The sequence below is a fragment of the Xanthobacter wiegelii genome (assembly GCF_043193855.2).
Lineage (GTDB): Bacteria > Pseudomonadota > Alphaproteobacteria > Rhizobiales > Xanthobacteraceae > Xanthobacter > Xanthobacter flavus_A.
In genome coordinates this window covers 2,122,655-2,147,169 of sequence record NZ_CM195529.1, presented here as the reverse complement: position 1 = coordinate 2,147,169, position 24,515 = coordinate 2,122,655, and the positions used below count along the sequence as shown (strand labels likewise).

The window sequence follows — 24,515 nt, the reverse complement described above, 5'->3', positions numbered from 1 at the left end:
CGCTCCCCATTTCTAGGCCATCCGGAGGTGGAAAATTCCGGGGTTAGGGCTCATGCCGGCGGGGATGCCGGAGAGCCATTCATGAGCGCGATCGGCGGCTTGTTGCCGATCGCGCTGTGCGGCCGAACCTCGTTGTAGTCTCTACGCCAAGCCTCCATTTTCGCCCGCGCGTCGTCAAGGCTCATGAACCAGTGCGTATTCAGGCATTCCGCCCGGAACTTGCCGTTGAAGGACTCGATGAAGCCGTTGTCCGTCGGCTTGCCGGGCCGCGAGAAGTCCAGCACCACGCCTTTCTGATACGCCCACAGGTCGAGATCCCGACTGACGAACTCCGATCCCTGATCCACCCGGATACTCTGCGGATAGCCGGTGCTCCGGCAGATCCGCTCCAGCGTCAGCACGACATCCTCACCCCGATAGCTGAACCGAGGATCCACCGCCGGCGAGAACCGCGTGAAGGTGTCGACGATGGTTAAAACCCGGATCTTGCGGCCCGTGGCGAGTTGGTCGTGGACGAAGTCCATCGCCCAGGTCTCGTTGCTCCGCGTCGCCGGGTGACGGTCGTCCCGCAGCTTCGCCTTCACCCGGCGCTTCGGCACCTTGTTCCGCAACTGAAGACCCAAGTCCTTGTAAAGGCGATAGATCCGCTTCGGATTGACCGCCCAGCCCTCTCGGCGCAACAGGATGTGCACGCGGCGATACCCATAGCGCACGCGTGTCTCGCAGATCTCCTTGATCCGCTGGTTCAGCTCGGCCTGCGTGCCTCGCTTCGACTTGTAGGCATAGAGCGCTCGATCGACCGCCAGGGTGGCACAGGCACGCCTGGCCGACACCTTCCAATCGTCGCGCAGCCTGTCCACAAGCTCGCGTTTGCGCGCAGGCCTCAGAGCTTTTTTGACAGCACGTCCTGCAACATCGCCTTGTCCAGCGACAGGTCCGCCACGATCCGCTTCAACTTCGCGTTCTCATCCTCCAGCTGGCGCAGCCGCCGCATTTCCGAAGGCATGAGGCCGGCGTATTTCTTGCGCCAGTTGTAGAATGTCGCGTCCGAAATCCCGGCCTTCCGACACACCTCCGCCACCGGTGTTCCGTCTTCCGCCTGCTTCAGCACGAACGCGATCTGCGCCTCTGTGAACTTCGACGCCTTCATGGAACTCTCCTCGTCCCCGAGCCGGGGATCATAAGTGGAAAATTCCAGCCAACATCGGCCTAAAAAACGGGGGGCACGTCAGTCTACCAACGCTTCCTTTTCGCGCCCGGAGCCAAAGTCGGGGTGTCTTTCGACAACGGCTTCGAGTTTCGGGAGGGGATGTAGCGGGATGCGCGCAAGCAGCGCGACGGGCGGGCTCCCGTCAGCCGAACATCCCGGCGACCATGGCGCCATACCAGTCCGCATTCTCCTCCTGCTGCCGGCGGCGCAGGGCCGGAGGCTCGCCGGCTCCGGAGACTGTGCCCTCCAACTCGCGGATGCGCCCGTCCACCGGCCGGTAGAGCCCGCTCACCTTCACGGCGTCGTCGGCCGTGATGAGGCTCCAGCATGTGCTGGCATAGGTCGCCGACGGGACAGCCTCGCCAAACAGGCCGGCGAGCAACGCCCGCGCGGCCACCTGCGCCTGGCTCCCCGCGGCGAAGGCGGACTTCGGGATATCGCCGCCGATGGCCGCATCCCCGATGACGAAGACGGCCGGGTCCATCGCCGAGGCCATGGAGGTGGCTTCAACCGGGCACCAGCCCGAGGCATCGGCGAGCGCCGCGCTGCGGGCGATGGTGCCTGCCTGCTGCGCCGGGATCACGTTCACGAGCGCCGCCTCGCGATAGGTCTCGAAGCCGGTGACGACCGTGCCGGTACCCGGATCCACCGACAGGAGGCCATCGGAGATGTCCGGTGCCATCCATTCCACCATGCCCGGGTAATGCCCCTCCCATCCCTCCTGGAAGAGGCCCTGCATGGAGAATTTCGGCTTCGGGTCGACGATGACGATGCGCGCCCCGCCGCGCCCCGTGCTCTTCAGGCGATGCGCCATCATGGACGCGCGCTCATAGGGCGCCGGAGGGCAGCGGAAGGGGTTGGGCGGGGCGATGATGACGATGAGGCCGCCGTCCGGTACCGCGTCCAGCCTTTCCTTGAGAATGCGGAGCTGGGCGCCACCTTTCCAGGCGTGGGGCATCACCGTCTCGGCGGCGCGGCTCCAGCCGGGCACGCTGTCATAGTCGAGATCGATGCCGGGCGAGAGAATGAGCCGGTCGTAGGGAAGGCGCCCGCCATCGGCGAGCCGCACCTCGCGCCGCTCGCGGTCGATGGCGTCGGCCCTCTGCGGCACGACGCGCACGCCGGCCCGCGCGAGGCCTTGATAGCCGAATTCCAGCGCGGCGAAATCGATGAAGCCGCCGAGCCAGAGATTGGAGTGAAACACCGCGACGTACCGCGGCTCCGGCTCCACCAGCGTGACCTCCACGCGGCCGTCGCGCAGGAGTGCGCGGGCGGCATTCGCCCCGCCGGCGCCGCCGCCCACGATCACCACGCGCGGCCTAGCCTGCGCCGCGACGTGCGGCGCGCAGAGCAGCGCCGCCGCGAGCGCCGAACCGCCCAGCAGCGCCCGCCGCGAGACGTCGCCGCGTGTCATGGCTTCAGCCGACCTTCAGGTAGCCGAACCCCTTGCCCTGCAATGCGCCGGCGGTGGCGATGCCGGAGGGTACGAAGGCGATGAAGGCCTCATCGCGCGCCTTCTCCTTGGGCACATGGTTGCGCTCGAAGGTGTAGGCGCAGAGGTAGACCTTCAGCCCGTTCTTGGCGAGCGCGGCGATCTTCTCATTGAGCGTGGGATCGAGGGTTTCCTTCTCCCACATGGTGCCGTTGAGATTGTCGAGGAAGAACTTGATGCCGCCCGCATGGGCCACCATCACGATCTGCAGCGCGAAGGGATCGGCGCCATAGGAGGCGTAGTGGTTGTTGATGTTGTTCAGCGTCTGGGCGAAGCGGGCATGGTCGCCATAGTCCACATGATAGACGCAGGCGGTGTCCGCTTCCTTCTTGATGTCAGCGAGCTGGAGCGACTGCACGGCGGCATGGGCCGACGTTGAGGCCGCGATCGGCGCGGCGCCCGCAAGCGCCATGGTGCCGAGGAAGGCCCGGCGGTCGAACTGGGGCATGGTTTCCTCCCGTCATCGGCGTCTGGCGCGCCGTGTGCTTTGGAATGTGCCACCCGCAGGCCAGACTCCGCAACGGCGCGGGGCCGGCGGTGACTGTACTACTTCTTCGATCCGTCGGCGTTGAACTGGGCGAGGAAGGCGATCAAGTCCTTGCGCTCGTCCTCGTTCTTGATCCCGGCAAAGGCCATCTTGCCCTTGGGGGCCAGAGCCTTGGGGTTGGCGATGTAGGCGTCGAGGTTGGCCTCGTCCCACACCTTGCCGGCGGAGGCGCCGTCCTTGATGTCCTGCGAGTAGGCATAGCCCTCGAAGTGCGCCCACTTGGCGCCGACGATGCCATTGAGCGGCGGGCCGACCTTCACCTTGGCGTCGGGCCCGACCGCATGGCAGGCCATGCATTTCTTGAATACCGTCTCGCCCTTGGCGATGTCGGGCTCCGCGTGCGCCGGGGCAGCGGCGACGCCGAGCAGGAGGGCGACCATCACGGGGATGCGCACGATCCTCGTCCTTTCCGTTGGAGGGGCTGTGTGGTGTCCCGGACGAGCGGCCGGGACCCTTCCTTGGCGTTACGACGGGCGGCTCACTCCAGATTGCCCTTGGGCGGATCGCCGTCCGGCGTCACGTTGAGGATCTGGGCGCGGGCGGTGACATGGACCTCGCCGCTGCAGTCCTTCATGCAGGGGTTCTTCTTCCAGAAGGCCTTTTCCGAGGTCTCCCGGTCGTCGTCGTAGAAATTGGCCTCGTTGGGCAGGTCCACCTTGGGGAAGTTCTCGTTCGAGAGCACGAAGTCCTCGGCGACGAGATCGTTGAGGTTTAGAAGATACGCGACGATGGCGTAGGTCTGGTCCGGGGTGAGCGAGAGGTTGCTGCCGAAGGGCATGGCCCGGTGCACGTAGTCATAGACCGTGGAGGCATAGGGCCAGAAGGAGCCGATGGTCTTTTCCGGCCGCTCCGACTTCAGGGTGCCGCGCCCGCCGGCCAGCACCGGCCAGCGGCCAGCGCCCTCGCCGAACTCGCCATGGCACTGGGCGCAGTTCTGCAGGAACAGCTCCTCGCCCTCCTTCACCGAGCCCTTGCCCGGCGGCAGGCCCTCGCCATCGGCGCGCACGTCGATGTTCCAGGCGGCAATCTCCTCGTGAAGCGCGGGGCGGCCGAGGGCGATGGTCTTCGCGGCGGCCCCTGGCGCGGCGAGCGGGGCGGCCATGTTCACCGCCTGCCGCGCCTTGTCGCTGCCGGCCTTCTCCGCCTTCGCGGCGGGCTTTCCGGCCGGCTGGGGATCGGCGACGGCGATGCCGGCAGCAGCCAGCCCGCCGGCGAGAAGGGTGGCGGCGAGCAGCCTCTCAGCCGACTTCCACATTTTCCGTCTCCCCGTTGGAGCGCACCAGCCAGGTCTGGATGCCGTTGTTGTGATAGATCGAGTTGGTGCCGCGCACGGCGCGCAATTCCTGTTTGGTGGGCTGCACATAGCCGGTGTCATCCATGGCGCGGGACTGCACCATCAGCTCCTGCCCGGCCCAGTCGAAATCCAGATAGAAGCGCGTCATGGACATGGGCATGGCCGGCCCGTCGATCCGCGCCGTCGTCCAATTGCGCCCGCCGTCGAGGGAAACATCCACCCGCGTGATGGTGCCGCGCCCGGACCAGGCGATGCCGGAGAGCACGTTCGGCCCCTTGTGCTTCAAGGGTGCCTGGGGGCTCGGGCTCGTCACCACGGATTTGGCGTCCATCACGAAGGTGAAGCGGCGCGAGCGGCCATCGGCGAGGAGGTCGGTATATTTCGACGTTTCCTCGCGCTGCTGCCAGGGCTGGTCGCCCACCTTGAGGCGGCGCAGCCACTTGACCCACATATTGCCTTCCCAACCCGGCACCACGAGCCGCACCGGATAGCCCTGCTCGGGCCTGAGCGCCTCGCCGTTCATGCCGAAGGCGACGAGGCAGTCGTTCATGGCCTTTTCCAGCGGGATGGAGCGGGTCATCACCGCCGCGTCGGCACCCTCGGCGAGCACCCATTTGCCCTTGGGATTGACGCCCGCCATGTCCAGCAGCGTCTTCAGCGGCACGCCGGTGTAGAACAGGTTGTGGATCATGCCGTGGGTGAACTGGCAGCCATTGAGCTGCGCGCCGCGCCACTCCATGCCGGAATTCGCCGCGCATTCGAGGAAATAGGCGCGGTTCACCCGGCCGGGCATGCGCTTCAGGTCTTCCAGCGTGAAGACGAGGGGCTTGTCCACGAGGCCGTGGATCATCAGCCGGTATTTGTCCGGCTCGATCTCCGCCTGCCCGCCGTGATGCCGCACGAAGCACAGGCCATTCGGCGTGATGACGCTGTCCAGCGCATAGAGCGGGGTGAAGCTGACCGAGCTCTGCGAGCTGGCGGTGAGCCACGTCACCTCCCGGCGCACCACGTCCTTCTCGAACACGGACGGCTTGCCATAGGGGTTCTCGTTCACCGCCGCGCCGAGGGTTTTCGTCCAGTCGGGCACTGGCACGATATTGGGATCGGGCGTGCCGGCGGCCGGCGCGGCAAGGGCCGCCCCGCCTCCTGCTGCGACAGCACCCGCGCCCATGCCGGCAAGGTTGAGAAAGCGCCTTCGCGAAAGGGACGGCTTCGCGCCGGCCGCGCGCTCCGTCGGGGGCAGACTGGTGTCGGACATGGCGTCCTCCCTGATATTCTCTTATTCGTAGCTTTGAATATTTAGATTGGAATCGTGCGGCGGCGTGGCCGTGCGCCTCATGCGCCCGTCACCTTCACCGAGGCGTTGGGGGCGATCTTCACGGACTTCGTGTCGGTCACGTAGCGCTCCACCAACTCCCACACCGGCGGGCCTTCCACATTCTGGGCAATGGAGGCCCAGCCGGCGACCGTATAGGCCTTGTCGGCCTCCAGCGGCTTGCCGGTCTTGAGGAAGGTGAGGTCGGAGATGCGCTGGCCGGAGCCCTTGGACACGTCGATGGCGTAGCCCACCCCTCCGACGCGCACCATGTCGCCGCCGCCCTGGAAATAGGGATCGGGATGGAAGATGTTGTCGGCCACGTCCTCCAGCACCTCCTTCAGCTGCCGGCCGGTCATGGTGTTGCGGTAGCAGGCCGGATAGGTGATGGCGGTGGCATTGGCCACGGCATCGAAGGTGATGGGATCGCCCGGCAGCAGCGTGCCGCCCCAGCGGAATCCGGGGGAGAGGGCGATCTCCGCGTCGCGCTCCTTCATGATCGCATCGCAGATCATGTCGTCGAACGTGCCGTTGAAATTGCCCCGACGGTAGAGAAGGCTGTCGGCGCGGCCCAGCTCGCGGGAAAGGTCCTTCGCATAAGGCGCGCGGATGTCGGCGACGAGCTTCGCCATCTCCGGGTCCGGCGTAATCACGTCCGAGAACACCGGGATGAGCTGGAAGCGATAGCCGGTGACCTTCCTGTCCTTCACGTCGAGATCGAGGCGGGACACGAACTTGCCGTGGGAGCCGGTGGCCACCAGCAGCGTCTTGCCCACCTCCACCACGCGCGGCATGGCATCATGGGTGTGGGCGGTGAGGATCACGTCGATGCCGGAGACGCGGGACGCCATCTTGCGGTCCACGTCGAAGCCGTTGTGGGAGAGCAGCACCACCGCATCGGCGCCACCCGCGCGGGCGGCATCCACCTGCTTCTGCATGTCCTCCTCGCGGATGCCGAACTCCCAGTCCGGGATCATCCAGCGCGGATTGGAGATGGGGGTGCGGGGGAAGGCCTGGCCGATCACCGCCACCTTGGCGCCGCCCTTCTCGAAGGTCTTCGCCGCCTCGAACACCGGCTCCTGCCATTCGGCGGAGCGCACATTCTGGGCGAGGAAGGCGAAGGGCGCCTTCTCCTTGATCTCGGTGACGCGGTCGGCGCCGTAGGTGAACTCCCAGTGGCCCACCATGGCATCCGTGCCGAGGGCGGAGAACACCTTCACCATGTCCTCGCCCTGCGTCTTCAGCGAGGACCAGGAGCCCTGGAGCCCGTCGCCGCCGTCCAGCAGCAGCACCTTGTCCGCCCCGCGCTCGGCCCGGATGGCCTTCACGAGGGTGGCGATGCGGTCCACGCCGCCCATGCGGCCGTAGGTGCGGGCGAGCTGGGTGAAGTCTTCCGAGGTGAGGGAATAGGCGTCGCGCGTGCCGCCCTTCAGGCCGAAATACTTGAGGAATGCTGCATCGGTGAGGTGCGGCGGCACGCCCCGCGCATCGCCCACGCCGAGATTGATGGAGGGCTCGCGGAAATAGAGCGGCACGAGCTGGGCGTGGATGTCGGTGATGTGCAGAATGGTGAAGGTGCCGGCATTGCCGAACTTCAAGAGGTCGGCCTGGCTCAGCGCCTGCGCGCCGACCGCCTGCGCCAGCCCGGTGCCGGAGGCGGCGAGCAGGCCGGCGAGGGCCGTTCCGGCGGACAGAAAATCGCGCCTTGAGATCATGAGGGCCACGCTTTCTCAGGTCATGGCGGGAGCGCCCACCGGATCAACAGATCCGATGGCACGTCCACCGACAACGGAACAATGCGAGGAACGCCGCCTCAGGCGACGGTGAGCTTCGCGGTGGCCTTCTGCTCGGCGCCCGCGTCATCCTTCCAGGTGAAGGTGAACTCGCCGCTCTCCTTCGCCTTGAAGAAGAAGGACTGGTAGGGGTTCGCCGAAATGGAGGTGAACCACTCCGCGGTGAAGAAGGGCTTGCCGTTGAACGCGGCCTGGAAGGTGTTGATGATGTCGCGCGGCACGGTCTTGCCGGCGGCGTCCTTGCGCTGGCCGCTTTCCATCTCGTGCGAAATCAACGTCTTGATCTCGATGACCTCGCCCGCCTTGGCCTGGGCGGGCACGCGCACGCGCGGCTGGGACTTGAGGGCCATGGTTTCCTCCGGTTTTTGCTCGGCGGCGCTATGGCGCACGCCTGTTCTGTTCTTTTCTGTATTCGATCAGCGATTCGACTGTCGGATCAGCCGCCGCAGCCGCCGATGGTGACTTTCACCTGCACCTTGGCCGAATAAAGCTGTCCGCTGGACATCTCCGCCACGGCGATGACGTTCTGCGTCTGGGCGAGGCGCATGCGGGTGGAGGCGGAAGCTTTTCCGCTCTCGGGGGTGAAGTGATAGGTCACCACCTGCGGCAGCGGATTGCCGTCGGCGAAGACGTGGACCGACTTCACGAAGTCGGCTTCGGTCATCGGGCTTTCCACATCGATGTTGATGGGCACGACAAGGCCGTTCTCGGCGATCTCGGGCATGTCGAGCTTGATCTTGCCCGCGCCCATGGTCTTGCCGGCGAACAGCTTCTTCATTTCGTCGGCCACCTGCGCCTCGGTGGCAAGCGCCATGCGCGGCGCCAGCACTGCGGCGAAGGCGGCGAGACCCGCGAGTTTCAGCGCGCCGCGACGTGTCGGGAGGCCGCGCGTAGGGACAAGGGTGACGTCGGGGTGGGGCGGCATGCGTTTTCCTCCTGGCACGACCGGCGCTTGAGGGCCGGTTTTTGGCGTCGTTCTTGTTGAATTCCGTCCCCGTGACGGCGGTGGTCGCCGGGGATCAATTTCACATATTGTGATATCGAATTTTTTGAATGTAAAGTAGCTCCTATCCGCTGATCGCATCCATCTATGAGGGATGGAGCGTCGCAGGTGGATCGCCGCGGCTCAAGGGCATCACGCAGAAGGCCCCAAGCCCCGGACGTCTCGCTGGGGAGGATACATGCGACCCAAAGCCACGTTTCTCACATGCCTGTGCGCCCTCGCCCTGGCGCTCTCACCCATGGTCACGGCACGCGCGCAGGACGACGCGAGCGAGAAGGAGATCGAGCGCTACCGCGCCATGATCAACGATCCCATGGCCAATCCCGGCTACCTCGCCGTGGATCGCGGCGAGGCCATCTGGGCCGATCCGCGCGGCACCAAGAACGTCTCTCTTGAGACCTGTGACCTCGGCCAGGGGCCGGGCAAGCTGGAAGGCGCCTACGCCGCTCTGCCGCGCTATTTCGCGGACGCCGGGAAGGTGATGGACCTCGAGCAGCGCCTGCTGTGGTGCATGGACAAGATCCAGGGCGTGGACATCAAGCCCATCATGGCCAAGCCCTTCTCCGGCCCCGGCCGCGGCTCGGACATGGAGGATCTTGTCGCCTTCATCGCCAACAAGTCGAACGGCATGAAGATCGACATCCCGCTTGCCCATGCCAAGGAGAAGGAGGCCTATGGCATCGGCGAGGCGCTGTTCTACCGGCGCTCGTCCATCAACGACTTCTCCTGCTCCACCTGCCACGGCGATCCCGGCAAGCGCATCCGGCTCCAGGGCCTGCCGCAGCTCGACAAGCCGGGCAAGGACGCCCAGCTCACCATGGCCTCCTGGCCCACCTACCGCGTCTCGCAGAGTTCGCTCCGGACCATGCAGCACCGGCTGTGGGACTGCTATCGCCAGATGCGCATGCCCGCTCCCGATTATGCCTCGGAAGTCGTTACGGCACTCACCGTCTTCCTGCAGGCGCAGGCGGCCGGTGGCGAGCTGAACGTTCCGTCCATCAAGCGCTGAGGGGAGGAAGAGCCATGAAGACAATCATCATCGCCGCGGCGCTTCTTCTCCCGCAGCTCGCTTTCGCGCAGCAGATCCCCCCTGCCCCGCCCGCCGTGGTGGACAGGGTGGTGAAGGAGAGCTTCACCAAGCTGCCGGACGGCTGGGCCGCGCGGCTCGTGCCGGACGAGACCATGGAAATCTGCTCGGTCACGCGCAACCAGCCCTCCGCCAAAGAGGCGGAGGCGATCATGGCCCGCGAGGCCAAGACGGTGAAGTATCCGCAGGGCAGCGTGCTCGGCGACTGGAAGAAGGGCGCCGAGGTGGCGCAGAATGGGCGCGGCGGACAGTTTTCCGATCCGCCCGGCACGGTGAGCGGCGGCAATTGCTACGCCTGCCACCAGATGGACCCGAAGGAAGTCAGCTACGGCACCCTCGGGCCGAGCCTCGTCAACTACGGCGCGGAGCGCAAATTCTCCGCCGAGGATGCGAAAGCCACCTACGCCAAGGTCTACAATGCGCAGGCCGTCTTCGCCTGCTCGTCCATGCCGCGCTTCGGGCACAACGGGGTGCTCAGCGAGGAGCAGATGAAGGACGTGGTGGCCTACCTGTTCGATCCCAACTCGCCGGTGAACAAGCCGGCGAAATGAGGCGACCGGCGGGGCCGCTCCGGCGGCCTCGCCCTTTTGTCTTCAGCCCTTGCCCCGCCTGCCGAGCCACGCATCGAAGGGCTCCCGCGCATAGGCGCCTTCCGCCACATAGCGGAACAAGGCGGAGAATTCCGGCCGCGGCAGAAGGCCCGGCATGCGCGCCACCTCCTTCGGCTTTCCATCCACCTCCGCGAAGAACTGGAAGGTGGGCGTGGCGCGAATGCGCTCGCGCTGGCCGAGCGCCTTCTCGGTCAGCCGCGCGCCGTCGAGGAAGGTCACCTCCCGCGCGCCGAACAGATCCAGATGCACGATGTCGAACGCCTCCCGGATGGGCGTCTCGATGGCCGGATCAGCGAAATAGGCGGTGTGCAGTTCCTTGCAATAGATGCACCCGCGCTGGCTCCACTGGAGCGCGAATCCCCGCCCCTTCCCGCGCGCGGCGGCGAAATCCTCGGAGAGGTCGAGGAAGCCGTCCACATACCAATCTTCCGTATAGAGCCCGTCATCGCCGAGGCGCGCCTTGGCCTGCGCCCCGGCGGGAACGAGCGCGGCCGCGAGGCCGGCGGAGGCCTTCAAGAGGCGCCGGCGGCTGAGCGTGGGGTGTGCCATGGGTGGTCCTCCTATCCGATGCGGCCGAGGCCGGGCGCGGCGTCGAGCAGCCATTGGGCAATCTGCGGCATGAAGCCCGTCATGAAGGCGATGCCGGTGAGAATGAGCAGCCCGCCCGCGATCTTCTCCACCAGGCCGAGCCGGCTGCGCGCCGCTCGCGTCCAGACAAGGAATCGCTCGGTGAAAGCCGCGGCGATGAGGAAGGGAATGCCGATGCCGGCGGCGTAGATGCCCAGCAGGAGCATCCCCCGCCCCACCGATGCCTCGGCCCCGGCGACGATGAGGATCGCCGCCAGAACCGGCCCCACGCAGGGCGACCAGCCGAAGCCGAAGGCGAGCCCCACCACATAGGGCCCGATGAGCCCCGCCGGCCGCGCCATGGGCTCCAGCCGCGCCTGCCGGTAGAGCAGCGGGATGCGCACCAGCCCCGTCATGTGCAGGCCGAACAGCACCAGCAGCGCGCCGGAGAGCAGCGTGAGGGTCTCGATGTGCTCCATCAGCACCCGCCCGAGGGAGGATGCCGTGGCCCCCAGCAGCACGAAGACGGAGGCGAAGCCGAGCACGAACAAGAGCGCCGCCCCGAGGACGCCGCGCCGCGCGGGCGTACCTTCCGTGTCCTCGGTCGCGGCGCCCGCGAGGAAGCCGAGATAGGCCGGCACCAGCGGCAGCACGCACGGCGAGGCGAACGAGAGCAGGCCGGCAAGGAATGCCCCTGCAAGGCTGACATCGAGAGACATACTCCTCCCCGATCGTTGGAAACCGCGTCTTTGGAGGTGCGCGGATTGGTCCTTGCCCAAGATATATGCGAATGCGATAATATGTCTCGTGAAATCCACGTCGGGATTGTGAATTCATGCGCCCTTCAGCGTGCCTCGCGCTCGCGGCCGGCCTCGTCGCCGCGGGTCTTTCCGTGGCCTTCGCGCCTGCTGCCTCGGCGCGCGAGCTGCTGATGTTCGAGCGCAAGGGCTGCGCCTATTGCCTGAAGTTCGACCACGACGTGGCGCCTATCTACGAGAAGACCGAAGAGGGGCAGCGCGCGCCGCTCCGGCGCGTGGACCTTTCCAACGGCACGCCGGGCGACGTGGTTCTGGCTGCCCCGGTCCGCTTCACGCCCACCTTCGTGCTGGTGGATGAGGGGCGCGAAGTCGGGCGCATTATTGGCTATGCTTCGGATGAAGCGTTCTGGGGCCTGCTCGGCTCGATGCAGGACACCATGACGGACAGGATGGCAGGCGCGCGGCCGTGAGGTCGCCCCGCCGGGATTGAGAAGGCAGGCACATGTCGATCGTTTCCAGGCGACTTGAGGACGAGCTGCGGGAAGGCCCGGAGATCTCGCCCGAGCTTGACCGCCTCATGCGCAACGCCCGCAAAGCGAGCGACTTCCTGAAAGCCCTCTCCCACGAGAACCGCCTGCTGCTTCTGTGCCTGCTGGCGGAGGGCGAGCGTTCGGTGACGGAGCTGGAGAACATCCTCTCGCTGCGCCAGCCCACCGTCTCCCAGCAGCTGGCGCGCCTGCGCCTCGACGATCTCGTCACCACGCGGCGCGACGGCAAGACCATCTATTACAGCCTCGCCAACGATGATGTGCGCCGGGTCATCTCGGTGATCTACGACATGTATTGCGGCACCTCTGCATCGGACGCAAAGTAAGCTCAAAAAAATGCGCCGGGCCGGCGACGGGACGCTTCACAAGTCCCGCTCCGGCCGTCTCAGGGAGGAGGGCGCGCAATGGATGTTTCAAGCCCCTGGTGGACCGCGCTCGCCGGTCTCGCCGTGGGCGGGGTGGTCGGCTTCGCCGTGTTCCGCGCCCGCCTCTGCACTTTCGGCGCGCTGGAAGACGCCATGGTGGGCCATGACTGGCGCCGCATGAAGGTGTTCGCGCTCGCCCTCGGCCTCGCCGTGCTGGGCACGCAGGCCCTCGCCATGGCCGGCATTCTTGCCCCGGACCGCACCAATTACGTCACCGCCGCGCTGCCGTGGCTCAGCATCCTCACCGGCGGCGTGCTGTTCGGCCTCGGCATGGCGCTGGTAGGCACCTGCGCCTTCGGCTCGCTGGTGCGCCTGGGCTCGGGCGACCTGCGCAGCCTCGTCGTGCTGCTGGTGTTCGGGGCGGTCGCCTACGCCACCCTGCGCGGCATCTTCGCCGGCATCCGGGTGGATGGGCTGGAACGCATCGCGCTTTTGCTGCCGGCCGGCACCGCAAGCGACCTGCCCTCCATCATGGGGCGCCTCACCGGGCACGATGTCCGGGGCATCCTTACCGCCGTTGCGGGCGGAGCGCTGGTGGCGCCGGCCTTCGCCGACCGCAGGCTGCGCCGTGCCGGACGGCTGATGACGGCGGGGGTGATGCTGGGCCTCGGCGTGGTCGCCGGCTGGCTCGCCACCACCTGGCTGGTGGACGAATTCGCCCATCCCGTCGCGCCACAGAGCCTCACCTTCGTCTCGCCGGTGGCGCGCGCTCTGTTCGGCGTGCTGTTCGAGCCCACGAGCCTCGCCGAGTTCGGCGCCGGCAGCGTCTTCGGCGTCGCCCTCGGCGCCTTCGCCGCCGCCCGGTTGGCGGACGAATTCCGCTGGGAGGCTTTCGATGACCCCCGCGAGATGAAGCGGCATCTGCTCGGCGCGGTGTTCATGGGCGCGGGTGGCATTCTCTGCGGCGGCTGCACCATCGGGCAGGGGCTGACGGCGGGTTCCCTCTTCGCCCTCTCCTGGCCGCTTGCGGTAGCCGGCATGGCGGTCGGCGCGCGGCTCGGCATCGCGCTGCTGATGGAAGGCTCGCTGGCCGGCTTCGTCCGCCAGAGCGTGGCCGGCCGCTTCGACTTCCGCAATAAACCCTGACGGCGCGGCACGCACCAGCTTCCTCACGAAGTGCCACAGGGACGCGATCGCCGCCTTCAACACCCAGGCGGCCGACAAAAAGCTCCACGCCGCCGCCTAGACCAGCTTCACCACCAAGTGGGTGCGGGATGGCCTTGGGCAGTAGGTTGGCCCCCTGCCAGGGTGTCGTGGGATAGCCACGCTGCCCCCAGCCGGAATTGCAGGGCATTCCGGCTAGGGGGTGCATGGTCATCTGGCCACCCTTCATCGCCATTTCTTGGATCTCCACCTTGCCAGCGAAGTGGGTGGTGGCCAGGATAGGTCTTTCGAAAATGGCGCAGCTGTTTTAGCGAGTCAGATAGCCAGCCGCGACGGTGGCGCCGCCTGGGGGAGGCGCTGGACCAGGGATGGTCAATCTTGATCGAACCTACCTTGAACTCAGGCACCTTTGGTGCCTGAACGGTCAGAACGAGCGCACCGAAGACCAACGCCGAAACGGCCAGGACACACCGCGCGGGCAGGCAAGCTCGGAGACATTTCGACGTCCTCAGCTTAGTCTTCCCGGTTCCCGGTCAAGACCTGTGAAGCATTGCTTTTGACTGCAGGCTAGAATTTGAAACGAAGCGTGTCCACGGATGGTCGGCGCGATCGGGAGGGCATGTGGCGCACTGATCACAAGGCGCCGACGCGCGCGAAGGCGGCGCGGCCAGTCTCTGCTGCATCCTTGAGGAAGCCGGTGAACATGCCTTCGGTGAGGGCGGTCACCTTGGCCGGCGCCCGTTGCGGCGTGCCGGCGTCGAACAGCGGATCCGGCGCATATTCGGCGAGAAGCTGCACACCCTCCGAATACATGCGGTCGCGCAGGCTGCCCGCCAAATCGGGGGAGGATCAAGAGTGGCCGGCGCACGGCCTTCGCGCCGCAGCTTGTCGAGATATTCCTTGGCGACAAGGCGGAACGTGTTGCCGGAGGTGGCCACAGCCGCAATGCGCGATTCGCGCCGGGACTTGGCGGGATCGATGCCGTCCGCCAGTTGCGCCTTGGCTTCGTCCCGCTTCCCGCGCGCCTTGGCGAGCGTGACGATCGGATACGCGCCCAAGGCGAGGAGCTTCTCCTTGCCATCGTAGCGGTACTTCAGCCGCCAGAGGCGCGAGCCGTTCGGGTTGACGAGGAGATGCAGCCCACCGCTGTCCGATGCCTTGAACGGCTTCCCGGTGGGCTTGAGATTGCGAATGGCAAGGTCGGCAAGTGCCATCGGTGGGGGTATCGCCGCTGGGGGTATGGAACCGATACCCCCAAAGCTACCCCCAGATTCGCCGGATGCAACCGCACCTTCCCGCACCATGCCGGACGGGCATTGCGGGTTAAGCTATTGATTTTTCAGGATGGCAGGATCACGTCGGACGCTATTGGAGCGTGAAATGGTGCCCAGGGGCGGAATCGAACCACCGACACTGCGATTTTCAGTCGCATGCTCTACCAACTGAGCTACCTGGGCATCCGCCGGGCCGGAGCCCGGGTCCGGAAGGCCGTCGGCGCTTCCGGAGCGGCGAGTGTATAGGGAGGAAATCGGGCCGTGTCCAGAGCCGGTGCGCGGGCGGCGAAACGGGCGGCGCTGGCTGTGGAAAAGGGGGGCCGGAGCGGGCTGCGGCTCGTTGCGGGACAAGGCGTTCCAGACATTCGACCCGGTCGGCGCAAGGGACCTCTCGGGAGGTGTCCGTGGCGCGCAAGCGGGGCAACCGGCATGTTTCGCCAGCGCCCGGCAAGGCGCGAGTCGCCAAGTGTGCGATGCATTCTTGCGCGGAAGATGGCACAATGGCCGGCAAATCACCGCCTGGGCGCACATGCGACCATCGGGAGCATCGGGACGGACGGGGGCTGGCGTGGCCGAGCGTAAGATGAAGAGCGTCGCCGAGGTGAAGAGCGCCGAGCAGGAGGCCGCCGATTATGCCACCGGCTCCGGAGCGCCGGCGGCCGAGGCGGTGACGCTGGAAGAGGCGCTGGGCGTGCAGGTGCGCTCCATCCGCCGCGAGCTGGACCTCACGGTTTCCGATCTCGCGGGCGCGGCCGGCATCTCGGTGGGCATGCTGTCGAAGATCGAGAACGGGCAGATCTCTCCGTCCCTCGCCACGCTGCAATCCATCTCCAAGGCGCTCAACGTGCCGCTCACCACGCTGTTTTCCGCCTTCGAGGAGCGGCGCGACTGCTCGTTCGTGCGGGCGACGCAAGGCGTCATCATCGAGCGGCGCGGCACCAAGGTCGGCCATCAATATGAACTGCTGGGCCACGGCCTCGGCGGCGACATCGTGGTGGAGCCCTATCTCATCACCCTGACGGAAGAGGCGGCGCCCTACACCGGCTTCCGGCACGCGGGGGTGGAGTTCATCTACATGCTCTCCGGCGAGGTGCTGTACCGCCACGCGGACCGCACCTATCACCTGCGCCCCGGCGATGCGCTGATGTTCGATTCCGGCGCGGCCCATGGCCCGGAAGACCTCATCAAGGCGCCCATGACCTATCTCTCCATCATCGTCTACGGCCGCGACCGGCACTGAGGCCCCCCACGCGGTCGCGATCGTGAAAGTTTTCTTCCAGAGAAAATTATATTCTCTTGTAATTGACGCCTTCGGCGAACGGGCGTACTCCTTGTGACAAGGCCGCAGCGGCGGCACGCAATGGAGCAAAATCAAACGCCATGTGCGGCATCGTCGGACTTTTCCTCAAGGACCCGAAGCTCGAGGGCGAGCTGGGCGCCATGCTCGCGTCCATGCTCTGCGTGATGACCGATCGCGGCCCCGACAGCGCGGGCTTCGCGGTCTATGGCGCAGGCGGCAAGGACAGCGTGAAGCTCTCCCTGCGCGCCCCCCGGGGCTATGATTTCGAGGGCCTCGCCGCCGGCCTCTCCGGCCCGGCCAACGGCATGCCCGGCCTCGTCCTTCACGGCACCCATGCGGTGGTGGAAATCCCGCAGGTGCGGGAGGCCGCCGTGCGCGCCTTCCTCGCCGAGCGCCATCCCGAGGTGGCGGTGGTGGGCACCGGCTCGCGCATGGAAATCTTCAAGGAGGTCGGCCTGCCCTCCTCCGTGGCGCAGACCTTCGGCCTTGCGCAGATGCGCGGCACCCACGGCATCGGCCATACCCGCATGGCCACCGAGAGCGCGGTGACCACCGCCGGAGCGCATCCCTTCTCCACCGGCGCCGACCAGTGCCTCGTGCACAACGGCTCGCTGTCCAACCACAATGCCCTGCGCCGACAGCTGAAGCGCGAGGGCATCGCCATCGAGACCGAGAACGACAGCGAGGTGGCCGCCGGCTATCTCACCTGGCGGATGCGGGAAGGCGCCTCCCTCGGGCAGGCGCTGGAGGCGGGGCTGAGGGACCTCGACGGCTTCTTCACCTTCGTGGTGGGCACCGAGAGCGGCTTCGGCGTGCTGCGTGATCCCATCGCCTGCAAGCCCGCCGTGATGGCCGAGACCGACCAGTATGTCGCCTTCGGCTCGGAATACCGCGCGCTCGTCGACCTGCCCGGCATATCCAAGGCCAAGGTTTTCGAGCCCGAGCCCGCCACCGTGTACTTCTGGGAGCGCGCACAGTGAACGCCATTGCGCCCGACGTGACCTTCGACCTCGCCACGACGCCGCTGCGCGAGCTGAACGAGGCCCTCCACAAGGCCACCGCCGAGACCAACGCCCGCCGCTGGCGGGTGCTGAACCCCAACGGACGCCACGCGGTGGCGGTGGGTCTCAACCTGCCCCTCACCGTCGAGATCGAGGGCAATGTCGGCTACTACTGCGCCGGCATGAATGCGGAAGCCTCCGTCATCATCCACGGCAATGCCGGTCAGGGCGTCGCCGAAAACATGATGAGCGGCTTCGTGCATGTGCGCGGCGATGCCAGCCAGTCGGCCGGCGCCACCGCCCATGGCGGCATGCTCGTGGTGGATGGCAATGCCTCCGCCCGCTGCGGCATCTCCATGAAGGGCGTGGACATCGTGGTGAAGGGCTCCATCGGCCACATGAGCGCGTTCATGGGGCAGTCCGGCTCCCTCGTGGTGCTGGGCGATGCCGGCGAGGCGCTGGGCGACAGCCTCTATGAGGCGAAGCTCTTCGTGCGCGGCACGGTGAAGAGCCTGGGCGCGGACTGCATCGAGAAGGAGATGCGGGACGAGCACAAGGCGCTGCTGGCCGGGAAGCTGAAGGCCGCCGGCCTCGAAGGCGCGGTCGATGTCTCGGAGTTCAAGCGCTACGGCTCCGCCCGCCAGCTTTACAACTTCCACGTGGACAACGCGTCCGCCTACTGAGGCGATTAATCTTCCTCTCCCCCTCGAAGTCGGCTGTTGCCGACTTCGGACTCGGCAAGCCGAACTCGGCAACAGCCGAGTTCGGGCGGGAGAGGGCCGGGGTGAGGGGTGGTTTCTCCGCTCATCCGGTGTTGAGGACCTTCGGCCGCCCTGCCCCCTCACCCCCAACCCCTCTCCCGCGAGGGGAGAGGGGAGGAAAACGGGACATGGCGCCGGCCGAGCTTCGCCAAACTGCTTTTCTCGGGTGAGGACCCCATGACCGCCCACAACAACACGCCGCGTACCCCGCCGCGCTTCTCCGCCACCTTCGATCCGGCGACGCTGGCGGAGATCCGCCGGGCCGCGGCGACCGGCATCTATGACATCCGCGGCGGCGGCACCAAGCGCAAGCTGCCCCATTTCGACGACCTCCTGTTCCTCGGCGCCTCCATGTCGCGCTACCCGCTGGAGGGCTATCGCGAGAAGTGCGGCACCGAGGTCACCCTCGGCACCCGCTTCGCCAAGAAGCCGATCACGCTGAAGACGCCCGTCACCATCGCCGGCATGAGCTTCGGCGCCCTCTCGGCGCAGGCGAAGGAAGCGCTGGGGCGTGGCGCGTCCACGGTGGGCACCTCCACCACCACCGGCGACGGCGGCATGACGCCGGAAGAGCGCGGGCAGTCCAAGACCCTCGTCTACCAGTACCTGCCGTCCCGCTACGGCATGAACCCCGTGGACCTGCGCAAGGCCGACGCCATCGAGATCGTCATCGGTCAGGGCGCCAAGCCCGGCGGCGGCGGCATGCTGCTTGGCCAGAAGATTTCCGATCGCGTGGCCGCCATGCGCACCCTGCCCAAGGGCATCGACCAGCGCTCGGCCTGCCGCCATCCCGACTGGACCGGCCCGGACGATCTCGAGATCAAGATCGAGGAGCTGCGCGAGATCACCGACTGGGAGAAGCCGATCTATGTGAAGGTCGGCGCCTCGCGGCCCTATTACGACACCGCGCTGGCGGTGAAGGCGGGCGCCGACGTGGTGGTGCTCGACGGCATGCAGGGCGGCACCGCCGCGACGCAGGACGTATTCATCGAGCACGTGGGCATCCCGATCCTCGCCGCCATCCGCCCGGCCGTGCAGGCGCTGCAGGACCTGGACATGCACCGCAAGGTGCAGCTCATCGTCTCCGGCGGCATCCGCACCGGCGCGGACGTGGCCAAGGCGCTGGCGCTCGGCGCCGACGCGGTGGCCATCGGCACGGCGGCCCTCGTCGCGCTCGGCGACAACGATCCCCAGTGGGAAGACGAATACCAGGCTCTGGGCTCCACCGCCGGTGCCTATGACGACTGGCACGAGGGCCGCGACCCGGCCGGCATCACCACGCAGGATCCCGTGCTCGCCGCCCGGCTCGACCCGGTCAAGGCCGGCCGCCGCCTCGCCAACTATCTGTCGGTGATGACGCTGGAGGCGCAGACCATCGCCCGCGCCTGCGGCAAGAGCCACCTGCACAATCTGGAGCCGGAAGACCTCGTGGCGCTGACCGTGGAGGCCGCCGCCATGGCCGGCGTGCCCCTGGCCGGCACCTCCTGGGTGCCCGGCAAGACCGGCGGATACTGATCCGACCTTTCAGGCCGCGCCGCTCGACCGGCGCGGCCTTTTTCAAAGAATACCGCTTTCCAATTCCGGGGACTTTCGCATGGACCACCGCACTCCGCTCCGCGAGGCCGAAGGCCGCGCTTCTGCCGCCGCCAAGACTGAAAACGCCAAGGTGATCGACCTCGCCAAGGTCGCGAAGGATCGCGGCATCAAGTATTTCCTGATCTCCTACGTGGACCTGTTCGGCGGCCTGCGCGCCAAGCTCGTGCCCGCCGCCGCCATCGGCCCCATGCAGAAGGAAGGCGCGGGCTTCGCCGGCTTTGCCACCTGGCTCGACATGTCTCCGGCCGATCCCGACCTCTTCGCCGTGCCTGACCCGACCAGCCTCATCCAGCTGCCGTGGAAGGAAGAGATCGGCTGGCTCGCCGCCGACCTCTACATGGACGGCAAGGAAGTGGAGCAGGCGCCCCGCACGGTGCTGAAGCGGCAGCTCGCCGCCGCCGCCGCCCTCGGCTACGAGATGAAGACCGGCGTCGAGTGCGAATACTTCCTCATCACGCCCGATGGAAAGTCCATCTCCGATACCTCCGACACTGCCGAGAAGCCCTGCTACGACCAGTCCGCCTTGATGCGCCGCTATGAGGTCATCAAGGACATCTGCGACGCCATGCTGAAGCTCGGCTGGGGCGCCTACCAGAACGACCATGAGGACGCCAACGGCCAGTTCGAGATGAACTGGAACTACGACAACGCGCTGCTGACCGCCGACCGCCACGTCTTCTTCAAATACATGGTGAAGTCCATCGCGGAGCAGCACGGCCTGCGCGCCACCTTCATGCCGAAGCCCTTCATCAACCTCACCGGCTCGGGCTGCCATGCCCATGTGTCGCTGTGGCAGAAGGGCAAGAACGCCTTCTCCGATCCCAAGGGCGAGCTGGGCGTCTCCGAACTCGGCTACCATTTCATCGGCGGCCTCATCCACAATGCGGATGCGCTGTGCGCCCTCACCAACCCGACGGTGAATTCCTACAAGCGCATCAACGCCCCGCGCACCATTTCCGGAGCCACCTGGGCGCCGAACACCGTCACCTACACCGGCAACAACCGCACCCACATGATCCGCATCCCGGACGCGGGCCGCTTCGAGTTCCGCCTCGCCGACGGCGCGGCCAACCCCTATTTGCTCCAGGCGGGCCTCGCCGCCGCCGGCCTCGACGGCATCGCGAACAAGCGCGATCCGGGCAAGCGCCTCGACATCAACATGTACACCGAGGGCCACAAGGTGAAGGGCGCCAAGCGCCTGCCGCTCAACCTTCTCGACGCCATGCGCGCGCTGGAGAAGTCCAAGGTGCTGACGGAACGTCTCGGCAAGCCGTTCGTGGACGGCTTCCTGAAGCTGAAGACCGAGGAGTGGAACGCCTTCTCCCGTCACCTCACCCAGTGGGAGCGGGACAACACGCTCGACATCTGAGCCCTGCCCTGTCGATTGTCCACGAGAGCCCGGCGCATTCCCCGCGCCGGGCTCTCATTTTTTGGGAGCGTCACTCCGGTGCGGGAGTGGACAGGGGCTTGTCCTTCTCGACGATGTAGGTGATGGCGAGCTTGGTCTTGTCCGCCCCGACCTGGAAGGCGTGCGGCACCTCGGGCGGGATCTGGAAGCCGTCGCCGGGCGCCAGGGTGCGGTCCGCCTGCCCCTTTACAGAAAGCACCCCGCCGCCGGCCATGAGATAGGTGCTCTCGATGCCGGGATGGGTGTGGCGCGCCACCTTGAGGCCACCATCGAACTCCGCCTCCATGAGGATGGCGACGTATTTGTCCCCCGGCACATCAGTGCGGCCGAGCACCTTGCGGGTGATGCCCGTGGGCGCGGCGGCGGGCGCGGCCTGTCCCTGTGCCATGGCCTGCGTGCCGGCGACCTCAATTGCGGCGAACCCCGTCACCGCGCAGATGGCGCAGTTGATGAAGCCTCTTCTGTTGAGCATTTCCACCCTCCTATTGCCCGCGCCGCGCGCGAGGACATCAGGATAGGCGAAGTCTGCGTATACGGGCAGATGAGGCGATAAACATCCTACCCGCGCTCGCAGTTTGAGCAGAATTCGTCAGGGCATCAATTCTTAACATTCTGATTTTCAATAGTTTTTTTAAATTGACGAAATCAGCGCCTGCGGCGCAGGCAGTCTTGCCCTATCCCTACGTCAGGCCTGAGCATTTCTTGCGCGCCGGCGGCGGCAACAGGGTGCTCATCCGGCGGAAGGGTTGTCGCTCCCGCGCGCGAAAGCCCATGAACCCTTTGCTTTTCAAGGCACTGACCACGCCCCCGAGCCGTGCCCCGGCGATTCTGCCTCTCTGGCATATTTGTTGCTCAAGAGTGAACGGGGCTGGTGCGCGCCGAGCGCTCCGCACGCCTGTCATCGCCCGGACCTGCGATCATCGCACCTCCGGCACCAGCGTTGGGGATCTTCATGACGGATCAATTGGCCGCGCTGACGACCATATTCACGGAGTTCTACTACTTCCTGACGGTCGTCCTCATGTTCTTCATCCATGTGGGCTTCTGCATGTACGAGGTGGGCGCCGCCCGCGTGAAGAACGTGCAGCACACCCTGCTCAAGAACACCATGGCGATCCCGCTGGTGGGCCTCGCCTTCTTCCTGTTCGGCATGTGGATCTACATCGCCTTCCAGGGCTGGCCCATCTCGGCCACCTCGCTGTCCTTCACCACCGGCTTCGAGCCGTGGTCCACCAAGATCGCGCCGAACCTGACGGACCGCATCTCCGGCGTGTTCTGGGCGGCCTTCGCCCTGTTCGGCATGACAGCCGCGTCCATCGTCTCCGGCGCGCTCATCGAGCGCACCAAGACGTCGGGCTTCTTCATCATCGCCATCTATGTGGGCGCCATTGCCTGGGTCATCCCGGCGGCGTGGGGCTGGGCCGGCAATGGCTGGATGGCGCAATATCTCGGCTTCCATGACCAGTATTGCTCGGCGGTGCTGCACTCGGTGGCCGGCTTCGCCACGCTCGGCGTGCTGATCCATCTCGGCCCGCGCATCGGCAAGTTCGCTCCGGACGGCACGCCGCGGGAAATCCCGGCGCACAATCCCTGGCTGGTCACCATCGGCCTGTTCATGATCTATGTGGGCTTCTGGGGCTTCTATGCCGCCTGTCACATCCCGATCGTGGACGTGGGCACCGCCGGCGCGCCCTACTTCACCGCCACCAACATCTACGGCGTTCCGATCACCCTGTCGGGCGTGACCATGAACTTCCTGCTTGCCCTGTTCGGCGGCATGGTCGCGGCCTACATGATCTCCAACGGCAATGCCTACTGGACCTATTCCGGCGGCCTCACCGGCCTCATCTCGGCGAGCGCCGGCAACGACCTGTACCATCCCATCATTGCGCTGGTGATCGCCGTCATCGGCACCGTGATGGCCTACAAGCTGCACTATTTCGTCGAGCGGAAGTTCAAGATCGACGACGCAGTGGGCGCCGTCGCGGTGCACGGCTATTGCGGCCTGTTCGGCGGCATCGTGGCCGGCTTCGCTTTGTGGGGCTATCCGTCGGTGCTGCCGTCCGCCGGTGCGCTTGTGACGCTCGGCGAGGGGGTCGGCTGGTTCGGCACCAATGCCGAGGGCCTGCCGGTGATCACGCCCATGGGCAATATCATCGGCTCGCTCATCTTCGCCATCGGCTTCGGCTTCATCCCCGGCTGGGTGCTCGGCAAGCTGCTCGCCATGTTCGGCCTGCTGCGCGTGCCGGCGGCGGCGGAGGTCAAGGGTCTCGACGGCAAGCACGTCCCGGCAACCTATCCGCACCATTCCGGCATGGAAGCCGCCTTCGAGACCATCCAGCGCAAGGAGGCGAAGCTCTAGAGCACGCGCCGATCTGATTGCATCGCCATCAGATCGGATGACGCGTTCTCTTTCCAAGAGTGAGAGCAACGCGCCTTCCGGAGCCCGGCCCGCGCCGGGCCCGCCTTTCCTTTCACCCTGTTTGAAGGACATCATCCATGAACACGGGCGTCACCTCCCTCGCCAAGCTCACCGAGATGGCGGAAGTCTACCCCTTCGCCGGATACGAGCCGCTGTTCTCGGTCATCGCTCTGGTCTTCTTCGTCGCCTTCATCGCCAAGCAGATCGTCATGGACAAGGCGCTGCACGAGGAGCAGCTGGACCACACCGCCGAAGCCATGGCCACCCCGGCCGAATAGTCCGGCCCGGCGGCTTCAAACGGCAAAGGCGCCGCCCCCCGAGGGGACGGCGCCTTTGTCACGTCCGGATGAGAGCTGGCCTCAGCGCGAGGCCATGCCAGGCGAAAGCCGCCCCACGGTGAAGATCTGGACGCGCCGGTTGATGGGATCGGTCGGCCTTTTCGGATCGAGCAGCACTTCCTCGCCGAGGCCCACCGCCTCAAGGCGCGTGGGATTGATGTTGAACACGCTGACCAGCGCGCTCACCACCGCGTCGGCGCGGGCCTGGCTGAGCTTGAGGTTCACGTCGCGCGGGCCGGTGACGTCGGTGTTGCCGGTGACGAGGAATTTATAGCCGTGCAGGATCGGATTGTGCATGGCATCTGCGATGGCGCCGAGCGTGCCGTAGGACGACGGCTCGATGATCGCCGAGCCGAGGCGGAACTGGATCTGCACGTTGATCTGCGGCAGCTGGTCCAGCTTCAGCGCCAGCGACGGGCGGGAGAGCTGCTCGCCCGGATTCTGGGCCATGTGGGTCTGGACCATGGTGCGCAGCTGCTGCGCGGTGATGGTCGGGGCCTTCTCGCTGAGGCCTTGCAGCCCTTGGAGGATCTGGCTGTCGGAGAGGGCGGTCTGGGCATGCGCGGGGGTGAGGACCGGCACGGCGGCGGCGAGCAGCGCGGCCAGCGCGAGGCGGGTCAGAGGCGAGGTCATCGCGAAGCGTCCTTCGTTCGAGTGCGAG

General features: G+C 66.5%; 26 protein-coding genes and 1 tRNA gene. 12 read left to right on the top strand and 15 right to left on the bottom strand.

Translation table 11 applies throughout. From position 1 onward, the window contains the following. Positions 1–50: 50 nt before the first annotated feature. The 9 genes from V5F63_RS09950 to soxY form a co-directional block, all read right to left on the bottom strand. A protein-coding gene (locus V5F63_RS09950; protein WP_394103233.1) for an IS3 family transposase occupies positions 51–1,150 on the bottom strand; the annotation gives its coding sequence in 2 pieces (ribosomal slippage) (positions 51–898 and positions 898–1,150; 1,101 coding nt in all). Positions 1,151–1,352: 202 nt separating this feature from the next. Then, entirely contained in the window at positions 1,353–2,624 is a 1,272-nt protein-coding gene (locus V5F63_RS09945) for an FCSD flavin-binding domain-containing protein (protein ID WP_394102311.1), read from the bottom strand. Between the two features lie 4 nt (positions 2,625–2,628). Then, entirely contained in the window at positions 2,629–3,150 is a 522-nt protein-coding gene (locus V5F63_RS09940) for a DsrE family protein (RefSeq protein ID WP_029555570.1), read from the bottom strand. Positions 3,151–3,248: 98 nt separating this feature from the next. Next, positions 3,249–3,629 (bottom strand): c-type cytochrome, encoded by a 381-nt coding sequence (locus V5F63_RS09935; protein ID WP_209490446.1) that lies wholly within the window; start codon positions 3,627–3,629, stop codon positions 3,249–3,251. 98 nt (positions 3,630–3,727) lie between these two features. Continuing rightward, entirely contained in the window at positions 3,728–4,504 is a 777-nt protein-coding gene (locus V5F63_RS09930) for a c-type cytochrome (RefSeq protein WP_394102310.1), read from the bottom strand. Further along, the gene (gene soxC / locus V5F63_RS09925) at positions 4,488–5,801 is read right to left on the bottom strand and encodes a sulfite dehydrogenase (protein ID WP_209488872.1); all 1,314 of its coding nucleotides are present in this window, start codon (positions 5,799–5,801) and stop codon (positions 4,488–4,490) included. The genes V5F63_RS09930 and soxC overlap by 17 nt, the downstream gene beginning before the upstream one ends. Before the next feature lie 77 nt (positions 5,802–5,878). Then, positions 5,879–7,573 (bottom strand): thiosulfohydrolase SoxB, encoded by a 1,695-nt coding sequence (gene soxB, locus V5F63_RS09920; RefSeq protein WP_394102319.1) that lies wholly within the window; start codon positions 7,571–7,573, stop codon positions 5,879–5,881. Between the two features lie 98 nt (positions 7,574–7,671). Then, positions 7,672–8,001 carry a thiosulfate oxidation carrier complex protein SoxZ gene (soxZ, locus tag V5F63_RS09915; RefSeq protein ID WP_394102309.1) on the bottom strand — a complete coding sequence of 110 codons (330 nt, stop codon included), beginning with the start codon at positions 7,999–8,001 and terminating at the stop codon, positions 7,672–7,674. An 86-nt stretch (positions 8,002–8,087) separates the two neighbouring features. Next, on the bottom strand, positions 8,088–8,576 hold the full coding sequence (soxY, locus tag V5F63_RS09910; RefSeq protein WP_394029266.1) for a thiosulfate oxidation carrier protein SoxY: 489 nt from the start codon (positions 8,574–8,576) through the stop codon (positions 8,088–8,090). Between the two features lie 256 nt (positions 8,577–8,832). Here soxY and soxA point away from each other — a divergent pair, with 256 nt between their 5' ends. Together soxA and soxX are read left to right on the top strand one after the other, a co-directional pair. Beyond that, positions 8,833–9,663: a sulfur oxidation c-type cytochrome SoxA gene (gene soxA, locus V5F63_RS09905; RefSeq protein WP_394102308.1), complete on the top strand. Its 831-nt coding sequence runs from the start codon at positions 8,833–8,835 to the stop codon at positions 9,661–9,663. A gap of 14 nt (positions 9,664–9,677) precedes the next feature. Continuing rightward, entirely contained in the window at positions 9,678–10,292 is a 615-nt protein-coding gene (gene soxX / locus V5F63_RS09900) for a sulfur oxidation c-type cytochrome SoxX (protein WP_394102307.1), read from the top strand. 42 nt (positions 10,293–10,334) lie between these two features. Here the strand turns inward: soxX and V5F63_RS09895 are convergent, their stop codons facing one another. Both V5F63_RS09895 and V5F63_RS09890 read right to left on the bottom strand, forming a co-directional pair. Then, entirely contained in the window at positions 10,335–10,901 is a 567-nt protein-coding gene (locus V5F63_RS09895) for a SoxW family protein (RefSeq protein WP_394102306.1), read from the bottom strand. Positions 10,902–10,912: 11 nt separating this feature from the next. Further along, positions 10,913–11,638 carry a cytochrome c biogenesis CcdA family protein gene (locus V5F63_RS09890; RefSeq protein WP_394102305.1) on the bottom strand — a complete coding sequence of 242 codons (726 nt, stop codon included), beginning with the start codon at positions 11,636–11,638 and terminating at the stop codon, positions 10,913–10,915. Positions 11,639–11,754: 116 nt separating this feature from the next. Between V5F63_RS09890 and V5F63_RS09885 the strand changes: the two genes are divergently transcribed. The 3 genes from V5F63_RS09885 (at position 11,755) to V5F63_RS09875 (ending at position 13,736) form a co-directional block, all read left to right on the top strand. Further along, positions 11,755–12,147, top strand: coding sequence for a thioredoxin fold domain-containing protein (locus V5F63_RS09885; protein WP_394029271.1), 393 nt, complete (start codon positions 11,755–11,757; stop codon positions 12,145–12,147). Between the two features lie 32 nt (positions 12,148–12,179). After that, positions 12,180–12,551 (top strand): ArsR/SmtB family transcription factor, encoded by a 372-nt coding sequence (locus V5F63_RS09880; RefSeq protein ID WP_169123761.1) that lies wholly within the window; start codon positions 12,180–12,182, stop codon positions 12,549–12,551. Between the two features lie 78 nt (positions 12,552–12,629). Next, positions 12,630–13,736, top strand: coding sequence for a YeeE/YedE family protein (locus tag V5F63_RS09875; RefSeq protein WP_394102304.1), 1,107 nt, complete (start codon positions 12,630–12,632; stop codon positions 13,734–13,736). Between the two features lie 740 nt (positions 13,737–14,476). On the opposite strand, the gene V5F63_RS09870 is transcribed toward V5F63_RS09875, so the two are convergent. Beyond that, the gene (locus V5F63_RS09870) at positions 14,477–14,968 is read right to left on the bottom strand and encodes an Arm DNA-binding domain-containing protein (protein WP_394102303.1); all 492 of its coding nucleotides are present in this window, start codon (positions 14,966–14,968) and stop codon (positions 14,477–14,479) included. A gap of 167 nt (positions 14,969–15,135) precedes the next feature. Continuing rightward, a tRNA-Phe gene (locus V5F63_RS09865) sits at positions 15,136–15,211 on the bottom strand. A gap of 400 nt (positions 15,212–15,611) precedes the next feature. Between V5F63_RS09865 and V5F63_RS09860 the strand changes: the two genes are divergently transcribed. The 5 genes from V5F63_RS09860 (at position 15,612) to glnT (ending at position 21,055) form a co-directional block, all read left to right on the top strand. After that, complete coding sequence (locus tag V5F63_RS09860; RefSeq protein ID WP_209490442.1) at positions 15,612–16,268, top strand: helix-turn-helix domain-containing protein; 657 nt, start codon at positions 15,612–15,614, stop codon at positions 16,266–16,268. Between the two features lie 140 nt (positions 16,269–16,408). Beyond that, on the top strand, positions 16,409–17,308 hold the full coding sequence (locus V5F63_RS09855; RefSeq protein WP_394102302.1) for a class II glutamine amidotransferase: 900 nt from the start codon (positions 16,409–16,411) through the stop codon (positions 17,306–17,308). Next, positions 17,305–18,012, top strand: a complete 708-nt coding sequence (locus tag V5F63_RS09850; protein ID WP_209488861.1) for a protein glxC — start codon at positions 17,305–17,307, stop codon at positions 18,010–18,012. Before V5F63_RS09855 ends, V5F63_RS09850 begins: the two co-directional genes overlap by 4 nt. A 255-nt stretch (positions 18,013–18,267) precedes the next feature. Next, complete coding sequence (locus tag V5F63_RS09845; protein WP_209488860.1) at positions 18,268–19,605, top strand: FMN-binding glutamate synthase family protein; 1,338 nt, start codon at positions 18,268–18,270, stop codon at positions 19,603–19,605. A 79-nt stretch (positions 19,606–19,684) separates the two neighbouring features. After that, complete coding sequence (gene glnT, locus V5F63_RS09840; protein WP_394102301.1) at positions 19,685–21,055, top strand: type III glutamate--ammonia ligase; 1,371 nt, start codon at positions 19,685–19,687, stop codon at positions 21,053–21,055. A gap of 70 nt (positions 21,056–21,125) precedes the next feature. Here the strand turns inward: glnT and V5F63_RS09835 are convergent, their stop codons facing one another. Then, positions 21,126–21,566, bottom strand: a complete 441-nt coding sequence (locus V5F63_RS09835; RefSeq protein WP_209488859.1) for a cupin domain-containing protein — start codon at positions 21,564–21,566, stop codon at positions 21,126–21,128. Positions 21,567–22,046: 480 nt separating this feature from the next. Between V5F63_RS09835 and V5F63_RS09830 the strand changes: the two genes are divergently transcribed. Both V5F63_RS09830 and V5F63_RS09825 read left to right on the top strand, forming a co-directional pair. Then, positions 22,047–23,456, top strand: a complete 1,410-nt coding sequence (locus tag V5F63_RS09830) for an ammonium transporter (protein ID WP_394029276.1) — start codon at positions 22,047–22,049, stop codon at positions 23,454–23,456. A 137-nt stretch (positions 23,457–23,593) separates the two neighbouring features. Then, positions 23,594–23,794 carry a hypothetical protein gene (locus V5F63_RS09825; protein WP_394102300.1) on the top strand — a complete coding sequence of 67 codons (201 nt, stop codon included), beginning with the start codon at positions 23,594–23,596 and terminating at the stop codon, positions 23,792–23,794. Positions 23,795–23,875: 81 nt separating this feature from the next. Here V5F63_RS09825 and V5F63_RS09820 read toward each other — a convergent pair whose 3' ends face one another. Then, on the bottom strand, positions 23,876–24,487 hold the full coding sequence (locus V5F63_RS09820; RefSeq protein WP_394102299.1) for an OmpA family protein: 612 nt from the start codon (positions 24,485–24,487) through the stop codon (positions 23,876–23,878). Between the last annotated feature and the right edge of the window lie 28 nt (positions 24,488–24,515).

Coding starts and splice junctions, on each gene's coding strand:
- V5F63_RS09820 (WP_394102299.1), bottom strand. CDS start 24,487: ATGACCTCGCCTCTGACCCGCCTCGCGCTGGCCGCGCTGCTCGCCGCC.
- V5F63_RS09845 (WP_209488860.1), top strand. CDS start 18,268: ATGACCGCCCACAACAACACGCCGCGTACCCCGCCGCGCTTCTCCGCC.
- V5F63_RS09825 (WP_394102300.1), top strand. CDS start 23,594: ATGAACACGGGCGTCACCTCCCTCGCCAAGCTCACCGAGATGGCGGAA.
- V5F63_RS09875 (WP_394102304.1), top strand. CDS start 12,630: ATGGATGTTTCAAGCCCCTGGTGGACCGCGCTCGCCGGTCTCGCCGTG.
- soxX (WP_394102307.1), top strand. CDS start 9,678: ATGAAGACAATCATCATCGCCGCGGCGCTTCTTCTCCCGCAGCTCGCT.
- V5F63_RS09945 (WP_394102311.1), bottom strand. CDS start 2,624: ATGACACGCGGCGACGTCTCGCGGCGGGCGCTGCTGGGCGGTTCGGCG.
- V5F63_RS09930 (WP_394102310.1), bottom strand. CDS start 4,504: ATGTGGAAGTCGGCTGAGAGGCTGCTCGCCGCCACCCTTCTCGCCGGC.
- V5F63_RS09830 (WP_394029276.1), top strand. CDS start 22,047: ATGACGGATCAATTGGCCGCGCTGACGACCATATTCACGGAGTTCTAC.
- V5F63_RS09890 (WP_394102305.1), bottom strand. CDS start 11,638: ATGTCTCTCGATGTCAGCCTTGCAGGGGCATTCCTTGCCGGCCTGCTC.
- V5F63_RS09885 (WP_394029271.1), top strand. CDS start 11,755: ATGCGCCCTTCAGCGTGCCTCGCGCTCGCGGCCGGCCTCGTCGCCGCG.
- V5F63_RS09895 (WP_394102306.1), bottom strand. CDS start 10,901: ATGGCACACCCCACGCTCAGCCGCCGGCGCCTCTTGAAGGCCTCCGCC.
- V5F63_RS09855 (WP_394102302.1), top strand. CDS start 16,409: ATGTGCGGCATCGTCGGACTTTTCCTCAAGGACCCGAAGCTCGAGGGC.
- V5F63_RS09880 (WP_169123761.1), top strand. CDS start 12,180: ATGTCGATCGTTTCCAGGCGACTTGAGGACGAGCTGCGGGAAGGCCCG.
- glnT (WP_394102301.1), top strand. CDS start 19,685: ATGGACCACCGCACTCCGCTCCGCGAGGCCGAAGGCCGCGCTTCTGCC.
- V5F63_RS09870 (WP_394102303.1), bottom strand. CDS start 14,968: ATGGCACTTGCCGACCTTGCCATTCGCAATCTCAAGCCCACCGGGAAG.
- soxZ (WP_394102309.1), bottom strand. CDS start 8,001: ATGGCCCTCAAGTCCCAGCCGCGCGTGCGCGTGCCCGCCCAGGCCAAG.
- V5F63_RS09860 (WP_209490442.1), top strand. CDS start 15,612: ATGAAGAGCGTCGCCGAGGTGAAGAGCGCCGAGCAGGAGGCCGCCGAT.
- soxB (WP_394102319.1), bottom strand. CDS start 7,573: ATGATCTCAAGGCGCGATTTTCTGTCCGCCGGAACGGCCCTCGCCGGC.
- soxC (WP_209488872.1), bottom strand. CDS start 5,801: ATGTCCGACACCAGTCTGCCCCCGACGGAGCGCGCGGCCGGCGCGAAG.
- soxY (WP_394029266.1), bottom strand. CDS start 8,576: ATGCCGCCCCACCCCGACGTCACCCTTGTCCCTACGCGCGGCCTCCCG.
- V5F63_RS09935 (WP_209490446.1), bottom strand. CDS start 3,629: ATGGTCGCCCTCCTGCTCGGCGTCGCCGCTGCCCCGGCGCACGCGGAG.
- V5F63_RS09940 (WP_029555570.1), bottom strand. CDS start 3,150: ATGCCCCAGTTCGACCGCCGGGCCTTCCTCGGCACCATGGCGCTTGCG.
- V5F63_RS09835 (WP_209488859.1), bottom strand. CDS start 21,566: ATGCTCAACAGAAGAGGCTTCATCAACTGCGCCATCTGCGCGGTGACG.
- soxA (WP_394102308.1), top strand. CDS start 8,833: ATGCGACCCAAAGCCACGTTTCTCACATGCCTGTGCGCCCTCGCCCTG.